Genomic DNA, 20,212 nt, shown 5'->3' on the forward strand with positions numbered 1-20,212 from the left:
TACTATCCGCCAACACTTCTAACCATACCATTCAAGCGCTCTGTTTTGGCTAACGTCATCTGCGCTTTTTGAGCTAAAGCGCGGCTAGGGTAAGGACCGACTACTACTCGAAACCAACTCCCTTGAGCTTGTGTAACAACCGGAACTACACGAACATCAAAACCTTTAAGAATTAGCATTCCTTTCATATGCTCGGCATCTTGTCGTGCTTTAAACGAAGCGACTTGGACTAAATATTTTCCATTACCGGGTTGTTGCGAATTCCTTGCATTTTCTTCAGTCGCTTTTGCAACCTGTTCCGATGGCTTGGCGGTAGCGGTAGCTAATTTCACTGAATTATTCACAGCAACAGTCAGTGCATTCGTTGCATTTTGTATTGGAGCTGATGATTTCTCTTCAGGAGGAATAGTAGCTTGCTGATTAGCGGCCTGTTGAGTTGGCCCTCTTTCATTTGCCAATAAAGTATAAAACTCAAATTTAGGCTTAGGAGGTATTTCTTTATGCTCTTGGACAGTTTTAGTCAGTTCTTTTCCAACTTCATGCGGCTGAGCCAAAACCTGCGTGTTCACCCATTGGCTTATGACTTGTATATCCAGAAAAGAGGCAGTCAAATACCCTACTAGAAAACTAGCAAGCACGGCCAAAAGCTGATGTGGCCCTTTGCGATGACGCGTAGCACGCTTATTTCCATAATCTTTTGCCATTACATACTCTCAGGAGCTGATACACCCAATATTTCCAGTCCATTGTTTAAAACCTGACGAACTGCTTCCAGCAAGCACAGTCGAGCACATCGCAGTTGTTCTTGCTCACACAATAGCTGGACTGCATTATAATAACTATGTAAACCATTGGCCAGCTCTCTCAAATAGTAAGCTAATTGATGGGGCTCGCAGGAAGAAGCAGCAGATTGTATAACCTCTGGGTAGCGACAAACCAGAGTAACCAGTATGGTTTCATGAGGTTGCTCTAGCAAATCGAGATTTTTAAGTCCCATATCTTTATCCCAAAGCAATCCTCTTTCTTTTAACTGCCTTAAGACACTGCAAATGCGAGCATGAGCATATTGAATATAATAAACAGGATTATCACTAGACTCAGACTTCGCTAGATCCAAATCAAAATCCATATGCTGTTCGGGTTTTCTTGCCACATAGAAATAACGAGCCGCATCATTTCCTACTTCTTCACGCAATTCTCTGAGCGTGACAAAAGAACCACTTCGCGTAGACATTTGTACTCTATCATCACCCCGATAGAGAATGGCAAACTGGACTAAAATCACATCCAGAGCACTCTCATCATGCCCCAAAGCCTTGACCGCAGTTTTGATTCTTGTGACATAACCGTGATGATCAGCACCAAAAATATCGATTACCCTGTCGTAGCCTCTATCGTATTTGTTCCAATGATACGCCACATCAGAAGCAAAATAAGTGGTTTGACCATTAGCTCTCACTAATACTCTATCCTTTTCATCACCAAACTCTGTTGCTCTGAACCATAGAGCTCCTTCTCGCTCATAGGTATGTCCTTTATCCTTTAGAGCTTGAATGCCTTTCTCAATGGATCCGTTTTCAAATAATGATTGTTCAGAAAACCAGCTATCATATTTCACCCCAAATTCTAGTAAATCATCCTTAATATCATCTAATACTGTTTTCAAAGCATGTTGATGAAAATTTGCAAATCCTTCTTTTCCTAAGAGAAATTGGGCTTGTGCAATCATGGCATCAATATAGACTTCTTTATCCCCGCCCTGGGGCTCATCATTGGGCAAATTTTCTACTATCATATTCCATGAGTGTACCAATTGATTACCATATTCAGACCACATAACTTGTGCTATGTCATAAACATATTGACCTTTATAAGCATTCGCCGGGAAAATTACTGGTTCTCCCGCCAGCTCCAAATATCTAAGCCAAACACTGACAGCAAGGATATTCATTTGTCTGCCAGCATCATTCACATAATATTCCAAAGTCACATCATAGCCAGCCGCTTTTAAAACATTTCCCAAAGTTGCTCCAAAAGCAGCACCTCTACCATGCCCTACATGCAAAGGGCCCGTTGGATTAGCAGAGACAAACTCAATCAAAACCTTTTGACTTTGACCCATATTGCATAACCCGAATTGTTTACCTTTATTCAAAATATCCGTTATAACGAGGGACCTAGCGCTGCTGCGCACAAAAAAATTAATAAATCCTGCCCCAGCAATTTCAATTTTCTCAACAGATGGATCAGCTGGCATTACTGCGATTAGCCGCTCTGCCAGCATTCTCGGTGCTTGCCGGCATGGTTTAGCTAAAACTAATGCTAAATTACTTGCATAATCACCATGAGCAGAATCTTTGGCATTTTCTATCTTAATTTCTACCTCTAAATCACTAGGTATGTCACCTGATTTTTGCAAATTAGTTAAGGCTTGTCTTAAAAGATACTCAATTGTAGGTTTCATGCTTATTATTTACTCGTCAAAATACCGATATTATGCTCTTTTTCATGCCATATGGAAAGACGCTCCGAATTCTAGACACATCAAAACTTACCTAGTTCTCAAGAGCCTCATAAGATTTATAAATATAGCCATCTTGAGAAAGCAAAATAGCGATAGGCCTTGTTACATCAAAATGCGCAAAAATAATCATCATCATCACTGTAATAGGGACTGATAAAAACATACCTAATATCCCCCAAATGGCTCCCCATAGGCCTAAAGCAAACAATATGACTAAAGGGCTTAAGTTTAGTGATTTGCCAAGTAAGCGGGGCTCCAGAAAATTGCCAACGATAAACTGTACGATCACTATCCCCGAAGTCACCTGTATAAACGGCCACCAGCTTTCAAATTGAATTAAAGCCAATGCTGCAGGGAAAGCTGTTGCCACTATAGCCCCTATATTGGGAATATAATTTAAGAAGAAAATTAATAAGGCCCAGAACTCAGCAAAATCCAAACCAACCCACTTCATAATAAACCAACTTGCTGTAGCAGTGAATAAACTCAATAACGTTTTAATACCCAAATAAGTTTGGGTATCTTTTGTGATATGAGTGATAATATTCTTAACCAATTTCCTATGTTCTTCTTGAGGGAAAAAGGCATCCATTTTTTGGGTGAAATAATGCTGTTCGACAAATAAAAAGATAACATATAAAGAAATCAATACCGCAGAACTTGTTATTGTTGTAAAAACTCCATAGATATTAACCAGCATGGTTTGTATGCTTAATCCTTTGATTATATTATCAAAATCAGAAATTCCTTTAATATGAAAACGTTGATCTAGACCATTAAATATATGGAGTAAATTTTCTTGATATCTTGAAGAAGCAGCAATTACTTCATTCACATTATTAGTAATGATATTAATAAGAATCATTATAAAAAAAACTACAACAAATAATGATAGAACCATACTTATCCAGGAAGGTAAGTGGGAACCAACAAAAGGAATTTTCTGCATGCCGCTATGAATAGTATTTAACAAATGCCAAATAAAAATTGATATAACAATTGGGATCAGTAATCCTCTCCCAGCAATTAATAAGTAGCCTGTTATCCAAACCAAAATTAAGGCCGCAGTAAATGTCATGATGCGATTCATCCGATGGCACTCCAACTCTGAATAGTCCTCATAGTCGCAACGAGTATACTTTCCTGTTATTATTAAATTTTTTATCTTTAGATAATACCGTGCTAAGTAACTCTTGTGAATATTTAACTGGTGTTGGACCAACTCTTGCAGCAAAGCTTGCCAGATGCGGGATTTTTACCATACAAGACCTACTTTTTCATTTACCTTATAAGTACCAAGATAGAACCAGGATAACACCAATCCAAGATTTACGCCCTAATGAGTGGTGTGTCATCGCCGGTCATGTATGCAAAACTGAAATTAAATACGGCAAAAAAATGATGCTACATTGTTATATTGAAGACAAATCAGGAGTAATTAAGCTGCGTTTTTTTCACTTCAATAAACAACAAATTTTAGCTTTAAATAGCAGCACCATGATTCGCGCCTTTGGCGAAGTCCGTGGGTTTAACAGCCAATTAGAAATGATCCATCCTGAATATCAGTTGCTTGATCAAGGATCTCACTTCCCTGTAGAAGAAACTCTTACCCCCATCTATCCAACTACTCAGGGCTTAACCCAATCCAAGTTAAGACAGTTAGTTAAAATTGTCTTAGAACAAAGTGAACAAGAACTGCATCAATTAGAATGGATGAGTGAACAGCAATTGCTGGAGAATAATTTCTATAATCTAGGTGATGCCATCAAATTTCTGCATAATCCTCCTCCCGATACCGCTCTTTCCAGTTTGGAGAAAGGCGAACATCCAGCACTCAAAAGACTAATATTTGATGAATTGCTAGCGCAACAACTAAGTATGCAGTTTGCAAGACAATCCAGGAATGAACTCCAAGCTCCTCCAATTTTGCTTGTCAACAATCTCTATTCCCGCTTTATTAAATCCCTTCCCTTTAGTCTTACTAAGGCACAACAACGAGTTGCCAAGGAAATTAGTCATGATTTAATGCAAAGCAAGCCTATGCTTCGCTTAGTGCAAGGAGATGTTGGAGCAGGCAAAACCGTTATCGCAGCACTTGCTGCCTTACAAGCTATCTCACAAGGATACCAAGTGGCCTTTATGGCACCCACTGATTTATTAAGTGAACAACATACCAATAATCTAATCAAGTGGTTAGAGCCTATGGGTGTGAACGTGTTAAGGCTTAGTGGGAAAATGAAAGCCGCAGAAAGAAAAATAGCACTTACCTCACTTCAGGATACTAGTTGCCAATTGGTAATTGGAACCCATGCCTTATTTCAAGATAAAGTAGAATTTGCACGCTTGGGCTTGGTTATTATTGATGAACAACATCGATTTGGGGTAGAGCAACGTTTACTTCTGCAGCAGAAAGGGCAATTAAACCAATTAATCCCCCATCAATTGTTGATGACTGCAACACCTATCCGAGAACATTATCAATGTCTCATTTTGCTCATTTAGATATCTCCGTAATTGACGAATTACCCCCGGGGCGTACTCCAATTACAACAGCAGTATTAAACCAGAATAAACGAGATTTAATTATCCACCGCTTACAAGCCGCTATTGCCGATGGCAGACAAGCCTACTGGGTTTGTACTCTGATTGAAGAATCCGAAAAGCTGCAATGCATAGCAGCAACCGATACCTCACAAAAACTACAGGAACAATTGCCTTTTGCACGAGTAGGCCTAGTTCACGGACGAATGAAAGCAAAAGAAAAAGAAGCAACAATGGCTGCTTTTAAGAAGGGAGAAATTGATTTATTAGTAGCAACAACGGTGATAGAGGTAGGTGTTGATGTACCCAATGCCAGTTTAATGATCATTGAAAACGCAGAGCGTCTTGGATTGTCTCAATTACATCAATTGCGTGGCCGGGTTGGTAGAGGAAATACTCAATCCCATTGCTTATTACTTTATCAATCACCTTTATCCCAACAAGGCGCTGAGCGATTAAAAATAATGCGTTCTACAACAGATGGTTTTCTTATCTCGGAAAAAGATTTGGAGTTAAGGGGAGCTGGAGAACTATTAGGTACCCGACAAACCGGCTTCAGGCAATTTAAAATAGCTAATTTACAGCGCGATAAAGCCCTTTTAAATCTTCTACTTCCTTTTGCAAGACAATTAACCCATGAAAGGCCAAAAACAGCAAGGACAATTACCCAACGATGGTTAGGTCATTTTGAGCAATTTTTACAAAGTTAAAAAAATAATTAAAATTTCTGAAGTCAAGACTGTTTTTTATTTTTTTCTTTGCTAACATAGATAAGTAATTATTAAATCCGCCTTTCCACTATTCTGTGGATAACTTTAAAAGTTAACAATATAAAACTCCTCCCAACATACCTGATAGATTCGCTGTAGTCCTTTATCCATAAGGGTTTTCTTGATTTTTTCCTGAATCTCACCACCATACTTTTATCCACAAAATCTGTGGATAACTCTGTGAGCAGAATGAAAAACACCTTATAAAATCAGCCTGTTCTCTAACTGATTCAGAACTTTCCAATGTGTTTTAAGTGAAAAATAGATAACATCAATAATGACCTATCCAGGGCAGATTAAAATTACCGTATAGAAACGTGCAATTCGTATAAAGGTTGCAATCACTTTCCATAGCAGAATTTAATAAAGATCTAGATAGGAACACATACTATAAAATGTTATAGTTTCTTTTCTAATGGTTATTATAGAAATCCAAAACTATTTGGGATTGGAAGAGGAACCGTAATGTACCCGGATGATAGGTATTGGCAAGCAAAAAAAGTCACCTTGATTGGAGCCTTTGTTAATGCATTGCTTGGTATTGTCAAACTGGTTGGTGGATTTTTATATCATTCCCATGCCCTCGTCGCAGATGGATTTCACTCCATTTCAGATTTAATTACTGATGTAATGGTAGTATTTGCCTCCAAATACGGAAGTATTGGTGCTGACGACTCTCATCCTTATGGCCACCAGCGAATTGAAACAGCAGCAACTTTATTGCTGTCGCTTTTACTTATTTTGGCTGGTTGTGGTATTGCCTGGGACTCCATTGATGAATTGATCAAATCCGAACATACCATGCCAAACTGGCTATCCGTACCTATTGTATGTTTTTCAATAATCGCCAATGAAATCTTATTTCATTATACTCGACATATAGGAAAACGCATTAAATCCCAATTAATCATTGCTAATGCGTGGCACCATCGCTCGGATGCAGCTTCGTCAATAGTAGTACTTATTGGATTAATTGGTAGCCTGGGGGGACTTCTTTATCTGGATGCCATTGCTGCGATCATAGTAAGTCTTATGATTGTGAAAATGGGATGGAATTATGGTTGGAATAGTGTAAAAGAGCTAGTAGATACTGCCGTCGATGCCAAGTTATTATTGCAAATCGAACAAGTGATCCAAAGCATTGATGGGGTAAAACGAATTCATCAACTGCGAAGTCGTCTTATGGGTGGTGATGTACTCATTGATGTCCATATTTTAGTTTCTCCTAAAATATCAGTATCCGAAGGACATTATATTGCACAACATGTTCACCACACCCTGCTGAAGAAAATTGATTGTGTCAAAGACGTCATTGTTCATGTCGACCCCGAAGATGATGAAACTTCATGCCCATCCTTACATTTGCCGAACAGAAAGGTATTACTGGAAAAAATAATGAATGATATTCATCAGGATTTTCCACAGATTTTGTTTTGGAATATACATTACTTGAATGGAAAATTAGGGTTGGACATTGCTTGTTCAGAAGATTTTAATCAATGGAAAGTGTTGCACCATAAAATTACTTTAGCATTGAAACCTCAGACTGATATAGAAGAAATCCGTTTATTTAGCATGCATGAAACGGTTTATCATGTCTAAAATTTAGATCTAATCTCTAGTGGATTCAATGAATCATTTCAGGATAATATATGCCTTTTAAAGTAGGAATGCTTCATGTTGTCTGCAGCCAGTTTAAAAATTATTTTTGCTTTTTTAATATTTGTAGTCATACTTCTTGCAGGCTGGTATCCTTTTAAACAGCGTGTTAAAGACGATGCGCATGTTGATTTCCCTATAGGTGAAACACTGGCAACAGGCGTTTTTTTAGGTGCCGCACTTTTGCATATGTTACCTGAAGCAAACACCTTATTTAAAAGCATGGGTTATAACTATCCATTTGCATTTATTATTGCAGGAGCCGTATTTCTAATTTTTTTATGGTTTGAACACTTAGGAAAAGAATTATACCACCATCATAAAACCAACCATCCAGCTTTCGCTATACTAGCCTGGGCCATGCTTTCCATTCATTCCCTAATGGTTGGTGCAGCTTTGGGCTTTACTCAATACAACTCTATGATCATCATGTTGTTTTTAGCAATTATTACTCATAAATGGGCAGAAAGCTTTGCCATAGCAGTACAACTCAATAAGAGCTCAATGAGTACAACCAAAAGCATGGTGTTTTTTTTATTATTTAGCCTTATGACCCCTTTTGGTATCTATTTTGGATGGTATTTTGGTTATGGTGTAGAAACCAATTCCTTATTTGACCCTATTTTAATTGCAGCCTCGGCAGGGACCTTCCTTTATTTGGGAACTCTGCATGGACTGGAACGATGTGTCCTAGTGGAGCGTTGCTGTAATTTAAAAGATTTCAGTTTCGTAATCATAGGCTTTTTGTTAATGGCATCGGTGGCAATCTATGTCTAAATTTTTCCAACAAAAACCAATTGTTCTTGCCTCTTCTTCTACTATAAGATATAAACTGCTTAAGTCACTTGGCTTGGACTTTCTGGTTGTCCCATCCAATTGCAATGAAGAAGAGATTAAAACAGCGCATGATTCTGAAGAGTTAATTAAATTAGGAATCACTCTCGCGAAAACCAAAGCATTAGAAGTGAGCCAGCGTTATCCAGAGCATTATATAATCGCAGCAGATCAATTATGCATTGCCGACAATAAAGTATTTAACAAACCGCTCAATCACCAAACAGCTGTAAAACACTTACAGGAATTGAGTGGGAAACAGCATCAACAAATTGCTTGCCTATGTATTGCTAAAAAAAGCAAAATACTTTGGCAACATTATGATATTGCGACATTGACATTACATCACCTGAGTAAGGAAACAATTGAAGCTTATCTGCAAGCAGAAGAACCTTATCAAAGTTGTGGTGCTTATCAATTCGAAACTCAAGGGAAATGGTTATTTAAAGAAGTCATAGGAAAAGAAGACACGATTCTTGGTTTACCTTTAATGCCATTAGTTAATGCTCTTATAAATCTTGAGGCAATATGTATTTAAATTAATGAATTTAAAAAATTAGGAACTATAATGCAGATACAGAAAATTCAAGCACGTGAAATATTAGATTCACGCGGTAACCCTACCGTCGAAGCAGATGTCGCTCTTAGGAATGGGATTCTTGGAAGAGCCAGTGTTCCTTCTGGTGCTTCTACAGGAAGTAGAGAGGCTTGTGAGTTAAGAGATAATGATCCGGGGCGATATGCTGGTAAAGGGGTACGAAAGGCGGTTGGACACGTTAATAATGAAATCAATCAAGCTTTACATGGATTGTCTGTTGAAAATCAAGAGAATTTAGATAGCATACTATGCCAATTGGATAATACAGAAAATAAATCTCATCTTGGAGCTAATGCCATTCTGGCGACATCGCTTGCTTGTGCCCGAGCAAGAGCATTGTCTCTTAACCTGCCACTTTATAAGGCGCTTAATCGGGATGAGATAATGAGCATGCCGGTTCCCATGATGAATATTCTTAACGGAGGAGCTCACGCCGATAACAATGTGGATATTCAAGAATTTATGATCATGCCAATTGGTGCTCCTAACTTTCCAACGGCATTGCAAATGGGAGCAGAAATTTTTCATGTATTGAAATCTGTTTTAAAAAAGCAGGGGTTAAATACAGCAATTGGTGATGAAGGTGGTTTTGCCCCTAATATTCAATCTAATCGCCAAGCATTGGATCTACTGAGTGAAGCAATTGAAAAAGCAGGTTTTCGTTTAGGTGAAGACATTGTATTTGCTTTGGATGTGGCCGCCTCCGAACTCTTTAATCAGGGTTTTTATTATATGGCCTCCGAAAACCAAAAATTTGATTCTTTTCAACTCATAGAATATTACGCCAATCTTGTTTCCAGCTATCCCATAATCAGCATAGAAGATGGATTGGATGAAAAAGATTGGGCCGGCTGGAGACAATTAACCATTCATTTAGGGGATAAAATTCAACTGGTTGGAGATGATTTATTTGTAACCAATCCTAATATTTTACAAGAAGGAATTACACAGGGAATTGCCAATGCTATTTTAATCAAGGTTAACCAAATAGGCACTTTAAGCGAAACAAGACAAGCTATTAAACTGGCTCATGACAATGGATATCGATGTATTATGTCGCATCGTTCAGGTGAAACAGAAGATACCTTTATTGCTGATCTCGCAGTTGCCACTGGCTGTGGCCAAATTAAAACAGGCTCCTTGTGCCGTACGGATAGAACTGCTAAATATAATCAGTTACTACGAATAAATGAATCAGCTTCTTTATCTTATGCCGGGAAAAATATATTAAGACGTTAATTCGGAATTGTTGCTTTATGCATGGCTTAGATTAGCGAAAATTCAATACCTTATTAGGAATTTCTCATTATTTTTGCAATAAGAAATTCATAAAGTGTTGAGTTTTACTTCGTTAAGCGCCAGTCTATACCGATATAAATGAAATAATGGGGCCAATAAAAAAAAACAATTTAAAACCAGTTAGATAAAAATTTTAATACTATTACCTCCGCCAGATATTGCTCCCTTCTGCAATAAAGGACTACAATATTAATTAGATATATTCATCTATAGAAAACTCTATGCGCCCTATATTCATTATCTTAATTATTGCTTTAGTTGTTTTACAACATAAGCTATGGCTAGGTGATGGAAATATTGTCCAGTGGATTAAACTCGAAAAAAAATTAGCAGAATATAAAAAAGAGAATGATAAATTAGCCTCTAGAAACAAAGCATTAGAAGCAGATATTAAAGAATTAAAGAGTGGTGATCAAGCCCTCGAGGAACAAGCTCGATATGAATTAGGCATGATTAAAGAAAATGAAGTGTATTATCAATTTGTTGATTAACTCTTACACTGCTATTAATTCCAAATGTTGTGGGGGTTTCTTATCCCAAAGGCTCAGAACAAAACCACCGCCTCCTGAGCCAGTTGGTTTAACAGCAATAGCTCCATCAGCAAATAAATGGCTCATATGCTGCTGTAGGCTTTCACTTACCAAGCCCCACTGAAAGAAACAATCTGAGGCCTTGTTAATAGCTCTAGCCAAACTCTCTAAAGCAGTACTCCCGCCCTTTTCAAGGGCGTGCCTTGCTTCATGGACGGATTCTATCATTTGCCTATCTATCCGCTCGGCTAGCTCTGCATTTTTGCCCCACAAATTTTGTACTTGCTGTATACAATGAGAAGTTATTCCAATTTGGTTACAAGAAGACAAATACCAGTAAGGCCGAATAGTTTGAGTTATTGGCGTACAAAGACCTGATTTAAAGTACACACCAGTTTCTGATGCAACACCTGCGATATCTAAACCACTACTTTTACCATGGAATAGATGCTCTAATTGCTTTGCAAATTCACTACATTGATTATCCCCAATCATTCCCTGCGTACAATACCATCGACTCATGGCAACACAAAGTGCCGCTGAGGCTCCCATGCCTACTCCCACAGGAATATTGGTTTCCAAATAAAAATGTCCGCCTAGTTGGTTCAACGAACGTCCTAACAGATTCATGCCTCTTTCTAATACGCTCCAAAACAATAAATGCATATCAGAACCACTAGGACCTGTAAATTCTGCACTTAACGAAGGCGAGGAGGGAAGGTATCGCAAAGATAATTGTCTTTCTTTAATGGGAAATACTAAAGCTTCATGACCTCTCACAACGGCATGCTCTCCAGCCAAAATCCATTTACCGTAAGTAGTGGTTTCAAAATCATAAAACATCATAATTTCCCACTAAATAATCAGACTTAAATTGGAGAGCCAATTCTGTTTGATCAGGTCGATAAAGCAAATGTACATTCGGGCCTGCATCCATAGTTACAATAGGTCCATCGCCCTTTTCATCCCAAAATTTTTCAATAATATTCAATATATTCAAAGTATTATCTGTTATATAAGAGAATGGCTTTTCACACGTTTTAAATAATTGGTGCATGTCAAGAAATTCTCGCCAGCAAATTTGATATATATTTGTCCAATCTTTCGCTTCAAAAGCACTTAGTAATAATTTCAAATTCTCTTCAGCTCTTTGGCTTCGTTTTTCATAAAATGGACTTGTTTTAACTAATTTGTGTGCTTGTCGAGAAGGTATCCCTTTTTCCTGGCTACTTATTACGATAACCTGGTGCAATAAATCTTTATAAGGCAAATCGATAGAAGAAACTTTATCTCCAGTCCATAATGCCCAGGGCGCATAAAAAGAACGGCATGATGAACCAGAACCTAACCGACTAAGCTGCGCTTGTTCATCAATAGATGGTAAGGACCTCTGAGTGAGCTCACTTAATGCAATTGACGCGCATTTTGTTAAAGCTGCAAAACTAGATGCAGAACTTGCCAAGCCAGTGCTATGTGGGAAATTATTACTAGATTGGATTAGAAATCCTCCAACGTATCCAAAATGGTCTTTTAATCTTATCAAATGATCTATAAACCGTTGCTGCGCTTCAACCGACAAATTAAATTCCTCTATTGCACCAGGAATATATAATGGCTCCCATATATCCTTTTTAGTGGGGAGCTTTTCCAATTTCACTGAACTTAATAAATTATTTAGGGTATATGACAAGGAAGAATTATCAGGCAAATTTGAATCCTCATCTTTTTTGCCCATATATTTGATCAAAGCGATATTGGCTGGTGCCTGAGCAAACCAATGCATAGTTGTTTCTCCTTGAGATCAATGACCAGGTACGTCATTCCATAAAATCTTATGTAATTGTAACTGAAAACGAACAGGTAATTTATCTTGAATTATCCAATTTGCAAGATCGGTAGGATTTAGCTGATTCCAACTCGGAGAAAACAAGAGTTGCACTCGCTCAGCTAATTGATATTCATTCAATATACTGCATGCCCATTCGTAATCATTTCGGCTACATAATACCAATTTAATCTGATCAGTTGGTTTTAAAAAAGCCAAGTTCGATAATAAATTTTTATCAACTTCTTGAGAATCTGGTGTTTTCAGATCCATTACAATCATAACTCGCTGGTCTACTTGTGCAATATCTCGAGCGCCACTAGTTTCCAAAGACACAAAATAACCTGCATCACAAAGCTTGCTTAATAATGTAATACAACCAGGTTGAGCAAGTGGCTCACCACCAGTAACGCAAACATACTGACATTGATATAAAGCAACAGTATCTAAAATATCTTTTATTTCTCTGACTTCACCACCAGAAAAGGCATAAGCTGTATCACAGTATTGGCATCGTAATGGACAACCAGTAAGACGTATAAACACAGTAGGTAAACCTATTGTGACTGACTCTCCTTGTAATGAATGAAATATCTCCGTAATTCTTAATTGTTCATTAAACCGTTTCATAAAGCATTAATTGCTTTCAATTTAGAGCTAGCTAATTGGGCTGTTGGTGTATCAGGATATGTTTTCACGACTTGTTGAAATCGTCTTTGAGCTTCTTGTTTATCTCCCTTTTCAGCATAGGCATACCCTGATTTTAACAGACTGGCAGCAGCCTTACTGGATGAAGGGAATCGCTGTAAAACCACCTCGAAATGCTCTATAGCTTTTGGATAATCTTTCTTAACAAGGTACAATTCTCCTAGCCAATATTCTGCGTTGGCAGTATATCCGCCCTTGGGATACTTTTGCACAAAAGTTTGCATAGCATTAACCGCTGCATCATAGCGCTTATTTTTAACCAATTCGTAAGCAGCTAAATAACTAATTTGCTCATCTGCAGGATTAGTCCGGGAGACAGCAACAACAGGTTGAGGTTTTCTGGCTGCGGCAGGTTCAATTTTAGGCTTAGGAGTAGTAACCGCATTTAATGTGGGTGCGGCGCTGGTACCTAATGGAATATCAGCTACTGCTTTATTTGAAGCCGATTTCCCTGCAGAATTCGATATTCGAGAATCCAAATCTTTATAGAAAGCCACTTGCTGTTGCTGTAGTAACTTTAAATCATGCGCCTGCACTTCAAGTTGGCCACGCAATTCTTGTATTTCTTTTTGGAGCTCCTGAATTTTATCAATTAATTTAGCATTGTCATTAACATTACTACCTCGATCTTCATTGACCAGCGCAGGTTCATCATAAGGTTGAGAAGTATCTATGGTATAATTATCATTTTGGGGCCCATCCAACTCAGCATTCTCAATTTGAGGCTCATCGTATTTGGGGTTGACCAGAGGAGCATCAAACTCCTCTTGCCTATCAATCATTGCAAAATTTTCACTATCATCTATTACTGGTGCTTCCCCCCATAAAGTCAAAGGAAGCATCAATATAAAACAAGCGGTGATAATGGATTTTTTGCAATTAATCATCTTGTTGCCTCATAGATAAATTCTACGCGTCTATTTTGTGCATGAGACGCTTCATCATGTCCATAATTAGCTGGACGCTCTTTACCATAGCTAACTACGCGAATTTGTTGTCTGCTTACGCCAGCCATACGTAAAATATCAGCTACTGTATTGGCACGACGTTCGCCAAGAGCCACGTTGTATTCACGGCTACCACGTTCATCAGTATGTCCAGCGATCAGCACTCGAGCACCAGGATGAGTCTTCATATATTCAGCCTGAGCATTAACCGAAGGCAAATATTTCGATGCTAAAGTACTGTCATCATACGAAAACAAATACAATTGATTATGAGGAGCCTGTGTGGTATAGGATTCACCTGGCTCTTGCCCTGCAAAATGAGTCATTTGACCTAAGCCTTGTGCGGAAGCGGCATCACCCTCCCCAACTGAGGCTCCTTCAGCACTACCTGGCGTTTTGGAACAAGCAGCAACTAGAACAACACTTGCTGCAAGTAGTCCCAATTTATAAAACGATCTGGCTTTCATTCCTCAATCTCCTTAAATTCTTTTTATTATTAGAAAACATATATGATAATCGGAAAGCTATTGTACAATTCTTTTTATTTCTTGGCTATTCCTAATCATGCTTTATGTGCGATATAACAAAGTCTGCAACAGCGGCAGTAAATCGAAGAGTAGCCTGATTTGCTGCAATAACACCACCATAGGGAGTATCTTCTGAGCAGGGTATTTGCAGGCTAATAATTCGTGAACCTAAAATTTGATTATCATCAACATGGGATAATACTACTTTGGCAGAAAACTCAAGAACACTGGGTTTTTTTATAAAATTCTGTTTCAGACTTAACAATTGAGTATCCAGTCGATAATCTGCCTTTTCACTATAAGGACTTGATGTGACCGCATAAAAATAACCTGAACGCTGCAGGCTTTGGACCAATAAAGGAAAGAGCATATCAGCTGGAGGCGATGTCCAGGCATTTTTTGCATAGGGTTCTAGTTTATAAGGTTTCTTCATGTAAAGCATTTCTTCTGTTTGATATCCCGCTACCGCTTCAGGAGCTGTAACCTGTATTGTTACAGATTGAGGCTTGGCAACAAATTGTTTAGTACTGTAAGCGGTTAATTGATATTCATTAGTCACAGGTACTTTGACAGGGGAACAGCTTATAAGAGCTAACATTCCCAATGTATATCCAAAAAATTTCGAAATGTTAGATTTTAAGCTACTCGATCTTTTGGCTCCACAAAAATTAAAGGCTGCCTTACTTCGAAGCTTAAAAATACCCTGGAGCAATCGCAATGGCTAAAAAAGGCATTTTGAAGTTTCTTGGGTATATAACAAATACTACCGAGAATTCTCATAGTTATTCCCCTGGACCAGGTTTAGGTGCTTTGGTGCCTCGAATAATTACAGATGGATTTTGTCTCATTTCATTGCTCACTTTTTCAAGATTTGCAGAAATGGCATTCAATCGTCGCAACAAAAGCACTGCTGGAGGAACAGCTTGTTGAGAAATTTGATCGATAGTATTTTTCCCTGCAATCATTGTTTTAGAAACATTCTTCCCTGCAGCACTCATATTGTCAGCTAAAGATTGGAATTTTGAAATTCCCTTTTTCAAATCTCTAACTACTCTCGGGAATTCTTTACTGGTCTTGGCCATATTAGCAAAAAATACATCAAAATTATTGATTGAGCTGTCTATGGCCTTACCATTATCTGCAATTACTTCTGTGATTCGTTCTATATTGGCTAATGACTTTTTAATATTATTAGCATTCTCTTCATTAAAAATAAGCTGAGCTTTCTCACTAACTTGACTCACATTTTCTGCAACCTCTTTTAAAACAGCATCCAATTGATTAAGTAGAGAGGGCTTGGCGGGGATAACAGGATGGGGCTCTCCAGGCATTTTTCGCAGCGGAGTTAAATCAGAGGAGCCTGCAGATAATCCTACGTAAGTAACCCCTGTGATACCTTGTGTAATTAGGGTTGCAAAAGTACTGGTTGTTATCGGCGTGTTTTTTTCAATATTTAATAATAGTTCTACTTGTCTAGGATCGTTTTTATTCAGTTTGATATTCTTTACATAACCAACCTGTACACCATTATACTTTACAGGTGATTCCACACTAAGCCCTGAAACAGACTCTTTAAGAAACACAGTATACAAAATATACTCTTTCTGGCTAAAGCCAACGGACAGCCATAACCCTGTAGATATTAGGCCTGCTAGCAAAATAAGTACGACAAGACCTACAATCGTATAATTGGTTTTAGATTCCAAGTAAACTGTCCCCTCTGTTATATTTCTATTTCTATAACTTACTAAAATATTCAGTGATTAATGGGTTTTTATTTTTCATTAATTCTTTAATTGGCTCAACACTAAGAATTCTTCCATCCCCAATAAAGGCAACGCGATCAGTTGTTTTTTTCAAAGATTCTAAATCGTGACTAACCATGACTATGGTCAAATTTAACGCATCTCTTAAAAAAACAACCAATTCATCAAAAAGTCTGGCCCCTCGAGGATCTAATCCTGTTGTTGGTTCATCAAGAAACAACAATTCAGGGTCCATAGCAATAGCCCTTGCTGCTGCGGCTCTTCTTTGCATCCCCCCACTGAGTTCAGAAGGAAACTTCACAGCAGCTTCATTGGGTAATCCAACCAAAGCTATTTTTAGAAGAGCGAGCTCTTGCATAAACTCTGGCTCCAAATCGGTGAACTCCTTCATTGGAAACATTATATTTTCCAAAACATTCATAGCAGAAAACAAGGCACTGTGCTGAAACAACATACCCCATCGACGCCTAAGTCTCAATGCTTGTTCTGGATCAAGTTTATAAATCTCTTCTCCAAATACTTTAATACTACCTTCCGTCGGTTTCAATAACATCAATAAACTACGCAATATAGTAGTTTTACCGCTTCCAGAACCGCCAATAATAGCCAGTATTTCTCCTTTCTCTACAGTAAGATTAATATCCCTATGCACCCATTGATCACCAAGAAAATTCTTCATGCCCTTTATTTCAATGATTGGTGTGCTCATTTATAAATTCATCCAACTATAGGCAACTGAGAATGCTGCATCAGCGATTATTATTAAAAATAAAGCCTGTACCACACTTTTGGTAGTTTGACTACCTATACTATCGGCATTAGCTTCTACACTAAATCCCTGGAAACATCCTACCAAAGCAATCAATATGGAAAATGCAGGAGCCTTATATAAACCTAACATCATTTGGGTAAGCCCCACAGAGTCTCTTAAGCGGGTTAGAAAATCTTCAAAACCAATGTTTAACATATTTTTGGACATCATCATCGCACCCAAAATACTAAAAATATCGGACCAAAAAATTAATAGAGGAAATACTATTGATAGGCCTATTACCTTGGGGAGAACCAATAATTCAGTAGGGGAAAGTCCCATAGTTAGTATGGCGTCAATCTCTTCGTTAATTTTCATACTACCAATTTGTGCAGTAAAGGATGAGCTGGTGCGCCCGGCCACAATAATGGCTGTAATTAATGGGCCAAACTCCCGAAATATCGCCATACCAGATAAATAGGAAATAAAAGAATTGGCACCATAAGTCTCTAATTGCAACCCCATTTGATAAGCCAAAACAACTCCTATCAAAAAAGAAAGTAGAGCTAATATTGGTAAGGCTTTTAAACCCGCAGAATTAATAATAGAGATAATACTTGGTAAATGAAATCGTCGCCAATAACCAAAGGCCTCAAACAATTTAGTACTCAAATCACCTATCAGAATAATTAGCCCATCAATTTGAACTAATTTATTTTCTGACTCTTTACCGACTTGATATAAAACGCCTTCTTTCGGGACAACAGGCAATTGATACGATAAGGCATCCTGTTTTGATTCGATTAGTTCCAGCATTCGCTGATGACTGTCTAAAAAGTTAGTCAATTCAACCTGATTTTTTCTTTTTTTCAGCTCATCAATACATTTCTTTAATGCTAAGGCGCCGGCACTATCAAATGCGCCAATTTTTTCCCCATCAATGGTTATTTGCTGAGAATCCGGTAAGTCTCTGGTACTAAATTTTTTAGGCAATCCACCAAGAAATAAAACAGACCAGGAGCCAGAACACTGGAATGTGGCATTTTTTTCATCAAAAATAATTTGAGCGCTGGTTTGTTCCATAGTCATTTATTCTTAATTGAGTTTTCTTTAGAAGAATTCTGAATAAGAATCCTTTAAAATTTTCAATAAATCAACGATTACTTCATAAATACAAATAAAAATACTGATGTTAAAGTTACTAGTCCTGCGCTTTTATTCGCTTTGCCCTGTATCCATTTAAAAAATTCTTATTCAAACTATTTATTCAGAATAATACAAAATACATCCTTAGTCATCGTATCATCAAGAACATAAATACCATAAAATCCACAAACCACCATGATTCGTGATATCATAATAATATGAGTACTGCTCTTTTGAGGCTAGATTACCCTTATGAATGAAAAGTTAATTAAATCTCAATCCATGCTCATCAAACAAGCAGAAGAAGAGTTAAATCAATCCAACCAGCTTTTAGGCTCTCTAAAACAAGAGGCAGAGCTGTCAGAAGAATTTCCAGTGGATGAACTAGACTCGCTTAAGTCCCTGACTCTGTTGTTGCAGTATAGATTAGATACACAAAATGCACTAAATCAATTAAGTCAGCTACAACAATATCTGCTTCAATTATTAGGTATTGAAGCGAAGCATTCTCTAGAATTTAATATAGAGCGATTGGCTTTTGCTTTAGGAACAGATGAATTAAAACAAATTTTATCAATGCTCAATCATTTAGTGGACTCATTATTACGAATCCTGGCTCAAAAACAACTTAAAGACTCCCTGGATAAAAAGAAATCTCAGCAACAAAGGAAGCAATATAAACCACTGGATACCATGGTTAAGGTCATAGACAAACAAAAATCTTTTCTAGCGAAACTCAATGAATTAAAGTTAGTTCTTGAAAATATTGAAGGGGCACCACATCCAGGGATAGTTTATGATCATATTGCTGCATTACAAGGCCCCATCTCTCGTTTTCACCAAGCATTACAACATGGGTTAATATTAAGCAACGGCCTTTACCAGCAACTTGAGAAAAAAAGTCAATTCAATTATCAGTTGGCTGACACAGTGCTCAAACCCGAACATATTGCTCGCAATATGCATTATCCCCCAGAGTTACAACGATTATTTAAACCGTCAATAGCACACAACAAAATAGAAAATCTTGAAGAACGTGCAGCAGCCAAACGATTAGGGCATTTTTTTCATCGTTAAGCTCAATACTCAAGCCCCCAAGCTAGAAGCACGTATCTATTAGAGCTCTTGTGTAACCTGCATCTTTTGCATTATTGTTATTGCTGCGTTGCAAGCATTTCCCCTATGCTCATTTACTTCATATAAATTCTCGAAACTTTGCGAACGAATTCAAAATCTACAGGTTATGTAAGAGCCCTATTGTCTCAACGAACCATTTTCTCGTTAATTACGATAAAATGATTAAAAATTGAACATATTGATTTCCATAGTCTATACTTAAATAACCGATGCTTTAAGGAGTAAAAAATGGAAAGTTTTATCTTTAAAGAGGCTTCTTTACTAAAACTGATAATTGCCTTTACACTTCTGATCGGAGCATTAATTTTGGTCACTCCTGTAAATGCTAAAGCAGTTAACCGAGATATCAATCCAATAATTAATAAGGCTACTCCAGCCCAAGTAGCCTATTGGGTACGTTATCGTTATTGGGGACCTTACCCTCGTTATTATAGATACTGGGGACCTTATTATCGATATCCCTATTATTACAGACCTTATTACAGATATTACTATAGACCTTATTATTATCGCTGGTAGTATTAATACACTGATGATGTCATTGCGAAGGAAGCGAAACGATACATATTTTATATAAAAATATGTTCTGGATCACTTCGCTCGCAATGACAGAAAGTTTTGCCTTATATCAGGTAACGTCCCTGAAGTTT

The 20,212-nt window shown here is 37.7% G+C and carries 19 protein-coding genes and 1 pseudogene; 8 read left to right on the forward strand and 12 right to left on the reverse strand.

Translation table 11 applies throughout. The features are described from left to right. Positions 1-2 precede the first annotated feature (2 nt). The 3 genes from OK13_RS06345 to OK13_RS06355 all read right to left on the reverse strand — a co-directional run bounded on the left by OK13_RS06345 (position 3) and on the right by OK13_RS06355 (position 3,614). Positions 3-704 (reverse strand): SPOR domain-containing protein, encoded by a 702-nt coding sequence (locus tag OK13_RS06345; protein ID WP_035888993.1) that lies wholly within the window; start codon positions 702-704, stop codon positions 3-5. After that, positions 704-2,464, reverse strand: a complete 1,761-nt coding sequence (gene argS / locus OK13_RS06350; RefSeq protein ID WP_035888994.1) for an arginine--tRNA ligase — start codon at positions 2,462-2,464, stop codon at positions 704-706. Before argS ends, OK13_RS06345 begins: the two co-directional genes overlap by 1 nt. Positions 2,465-2,555: 91 nt before the next feature. Then, positions 2,556-3,614 (reverse strand): AI-2E family transporter, encoded by a 1,059-nt coding sequence (locus OK13_RS06355; RefSeq protein WP_035888995.1) that lies wholly within the window; start codon positions 3,612-3,614, stop codon positions 2,556-2,558. Positions 3,615-3,703: 89 nt separating this feature from the next. Here OK13_RS06355 and recG point away from each other — a divergent pair. From recG to ftsB, 6 genes and pseudogenes are all read left to right on the forward strand, one after another. Beyond that, positions 3,704-5,775 (forward strand): annotated as a pseudogene (recG, locus tag OK13_RS06360) (ATP-dependent DNA helicase RecG). Positions 5,776-6,300: 525 nt separating this feature from the next. Further along, on the forward strand, positions 6,301-7,437 hold the full coding sequence (locus OK13_RS06365) for a cation diffusion facilitator family transporter (protein WP_035888996.1): 1,137 nt from the start codon (positions 6,301-6,303) through the stop codon (positions 7,435-7,437). Positions 7,438-7,512: 75 nt separating this feature from the next. After that, complete coding sequence (locus tag OK13_RS06370; RefSeq protein ID WP_035888997.1) at positions 7,513-8,271, forward strand: ZIP family metal transporter; 759 nt, start codon at positions 7,513-7,515, stop codon at positions 8,269-8,271. Beyond that, entirely contained in the window at positions 8,264-8,866 is a 603-nt protein-coding gene (locus OK13_RS06375; protein ID WP_035888998.1) for a Maf family protein, read from the forward strand. The genes OK13_RS06370 and OK13_RS06375 overlap by 8 nt, the downstream gene beginning before the upstream one ends. A 30-nt stretch (positions 8,867-8,896) precedes the next feature. Next, positions 8,897-10,165: a phosphopyruvate hydratase gene (gene eno, locus OK13_RS06380; RefSeq protein WP_035889000.1), complete on the forward strand. Its 1,269-nt coding sequence runs from the start codon at positions 8,897-8,899 to the stop codon at positions 10,163-10,165. A gap of 281 nt (positions 10,166-10,446) precedes the next feature. Further along, entirely contained in the window at positions 10,447-10,716 is a 270-nt protein-coding gene (gene ftsB, locus OK13_RS06385; protein ID WP_035889001.1) for a cell division protein FtsB, read from the forward strand. Positions 10,717-10,719: 3 nt separating this feature from the next. On the opposite strand, the gene OK13_RS06390 is transcribed toward ftsB, so the two are convergent. The 9 genes from OK13_RS06390 to OK13_RS06430 all read right to left on the reverse strand — a co-directional run bounded on the left by OK13_RS06390 (position 10,720) and on the right by OK13_RS06430 (position 18,362). Further along, positions 10,720-11,598 carry a mevalonate kinase family protein gene (locus OK13_RS06390; RefSeq protein WP_035889007.1) on the reverse strand — a complete coding sequence of 293 codons (879 nt, stop codon included), beginning with the start codon at positions 11,596-11,598 and terminating at the stop codon, positions 10,720-10,722. Next, positions 11,588-12,538 carry a diphosphomevalonate decarboxylase gene (locus OK13_RS06395; RefSeq protein ID WP_035889009.1) on the reverse strand — a complete coding sequence of 317 codons (951 nt, stop codon included), beginning with the start codon at positions 12,536-12,538 and terminating at the stop codon, positions 11,588-11,590. Before OK13_RS06395 ends, OK13_RS06390 begins: the two co-directional genes overlap by 11 nt. A gap of 18 nt (positions 12,539-12,556) precedes the next feature. After that, positions 12,557-13,210, reverse strand: a complete 654-nt coding sequence (gene queE, locus OK13_RS06400; protein ID WP_035889011.1) for a 7-carboxy-7-deazaguanine synthase QueE — start codon at positions 13,208-13,210, stop codon at positions 12,557-12,559. Further along, positions 13,207-14,175 carry a tol-pal system protein YbgF gene (gene ybgF / locus OK13_RS06405; protein ID WP_035889015.1) on the reverse strand — a complete coding sequence of 323 codons (969 nt, stop codon included), beginning with the start codon at positions 14,173-14,175 and terminating at the stop codon, positions 13,207-13,209. The genes queE and ybgF overlap by 4 nt, the downstream gene beginning before the upstream one ends. Then, positions 14,172-14,702, reverse strand: a complete 531-nt coding sequence (gene pal / locus OK13_RS06410; protein WP_035889021.1) for a peptidoglycan-associated lipoprotein Pal — start codon at positions 14,700-14,702, stop codon at positions 14,172-14,174. The genes ybgF and pal overlap by 4 nt, the downstream gene beginning before the upstream one ends. Before the next feature lie 91 nt (positions 14,703-14,793). Then, on the reverse strand, positions 14,794-15,360 hold the full coding sequence (locus OK13_RS06415) for an ABC-type transport auxiliary lipoprotein family protein (RefSeq protein ID WP_035889026.1): 567 nt from the start codon (positions 15,358-15,360) through the stop codon (positions 14,794-14,796). A 184-nt stretch (positions 15,361-15,544) separates the two neighbouring features. Continuing rightward, positions 15,545-16,468, reverse strand: a complete 924-nt coding sequence (locus tag OK13_RS06420; protein WP_035889028.1) for an MlaD family protein — start codon at positions 16,466-16,468, stop codon at positions 15,545-15,547. A gap of 31 nt (positions 16,469-16,499) precedes the next feature. Further along, positions 16,500-17,237 (reverse strand): ABC transporter ATP-binding protein, encoded by a 738-nt coding sequence (locus OK13_RS06425; protein ID WP_035889031.1) that lies wholly within the window; start codon positions 17,235-17,237, stop codon positions 16,500-16,502. Beyond that, on the reverse strand, positions 17,238-18,362 hold the full coding sequence (locus tag OK13_RS06430; RefSeq protein WP_035889033.1) for an MlaE family ABC transporter permease: 1,125 nt from the start codon (positions 18,360-18,362) through the stop codon (positions 17,238-17,240). Between the two features lie 315 nt (positions 18,363-18,677). Between OK13_RS06430 and OK13_RS06435 the strand changes: the two genes are divergently transcribed. After that, positions 18,678-19,502, forward strand: coding sequence for a hypothetical protein (locus OK13_RS06435; protein ID WP_035889035.1), 825 nt, complete (start codon positions 18,678-18,680; stop codon positions 19,500-19,502). A 288-nt stretch (positions 19,503-19,790) separates the two neighbouring features. Beyond that, positions 19,791-20,081: a hypothetical protein gene (locus tag OK13_RS06440; protein ID WP_035889036.1), complete on the forward strand. Its 291-nt coding sequence runs from the start codon at positions 19,791-19,793 to the stop codon at positions 20,079-20,081. The last annotated feature ends 131 nt before the right edge of the window (positions 20,082-20,212 follow it).

The sequence above is a fragment of the Legionella norrlandica genome (genome assembly GCF_000770585.1).
GTDB lineage: Bacteria > Pseudomonadota > Gammaproteobacteria > Legionellales > Legionellaceae > Legionella > Legionella norrlandica.

Excerpts from the sequence above, each read along its gene's own strand:
- OK13_RS06440 (WP_035889036.1), top strand. The coding sequence starts at position 19,791 with ATGGAAAGTTTTATCTTTAAAGAGGCTTCTTTACTAAAACTGATAATT.
- OK13_RS06345 (WP_035888993.1), bottom strand. The coding sequence starts at position 704 with ATGGCAAAAGATTATGGAAATAAGCGTGCTACGCGTCATCGCAAAGGG.
- OK13_RS06375 (WP_035888998.1), top strand. The coding sequence starts at position 8,264 with ATGTCTAAATTTTTCCAACAAAAACCAATTGTTCTTGCCTCTTCTTCT.
- argS (WP_035888994.1), bottom strand. The coding sequence starts at position 2,464 with ATGAAACCTACAATTGAGTATCTTTTAAGACAAGCCTTAACTAATTTG.
- ybgF (WP_035889015.1), bottom strand. The coding sequence starts at position 14,175 with ATGATTAATTGCAAAAAATCCATTATCACCGCTTGTTTTATATTGATG.
- OK13_RS06425 (WP_035889031.1), bottom strand. The coding sequence starts at position 17,237 with ATGAGCACACCAATCATTGAAATAAAGGGCATGAAGAATTTTCTTGGT.
- OK13_RS06395 (WP_035889009.1), bottom strand. The coding sequence starts at position 12,538 with ATGCATTGGTTTGCTCAGGCACCAGCCAATATCGCTTTGATCAAATAT.
- ftsB (WP_035889001.1), top strand. The coding sequence starts at position 10,447 with ATGCGCCCTATATTCATTATCTTAATTATTGCTTTAGTTGTTTTACAA.
- OK13_RS06435 (WP_035889035.1), top strand. The coding sequence starts at position 18,678 with ATGAATGAAAAGTTAATTAAATCTCAATCCATGCTCATCAAACAAGCA.
- OK13_RS06430 (WP_035889033.1), bottom strand. The coding sequence starts at position 18,362 with ATGGAACAAACCAGCGCTCAAATTATTTTTGATGAAAAAAATGCCACA.
- OK13_RS06370 (WP_035888997.1), top strand. The coding sequence starts at position 7,513 with ATGTTGTCTGCAGCCAGTTTAAAAATTATTTTTGCTTTTTTAATATTT.
- OK13_RS06415 (WP_035889026.1), bottom strand. The coding sequence starts at position 15,360 with ATGTTAGCTCTTATAAGCTGTTCCCCTGTCAAAGTACCTGTGACTAAT.
- OK13_RS06390 (WP_035889007.1), bottom strand. The coding sequence starts at position 11,598 with ATGTTTTATGATTTTGAAACCACTACTTACGGTAAATGGATTTTGGCT.
- OK13_RS06365 (WP_035888996.1), top strand. The coding sequence starts at position 6,301 with ATGTACCCGGATGATAGGTATTGGCAAGCAAAAAAAGTCACCTTGATT.
- pal (WP_035889021.1), bottom strand. The coding sequence starts at position 14,702 with ATGAAAGCCAGATCGTTTTATAAATTGGGACTACTTGCAGCAAGTGTT.
- eno (WP_035889000.1), top strand. The coding sequence starts at position 8,897 with ATGCAGATACAGAAAATTCAAGCACGTGAAATATTAGATTCACGCGGT.
- OK13_RS06355 (WP_035888995.1), bottom strand. The coding sequence starts at position 3,614 with ATGAATCGCATCATGACATTTACTGCGGCCTTAATTTTGGTTTGGATA.
- queE (WP_035889011.1), bottom strand. The coding sequence starts at position 13,210 with ATGAAACGGTTTAATGAACAATTAAGAATTACGGAGATATTTCATTCA.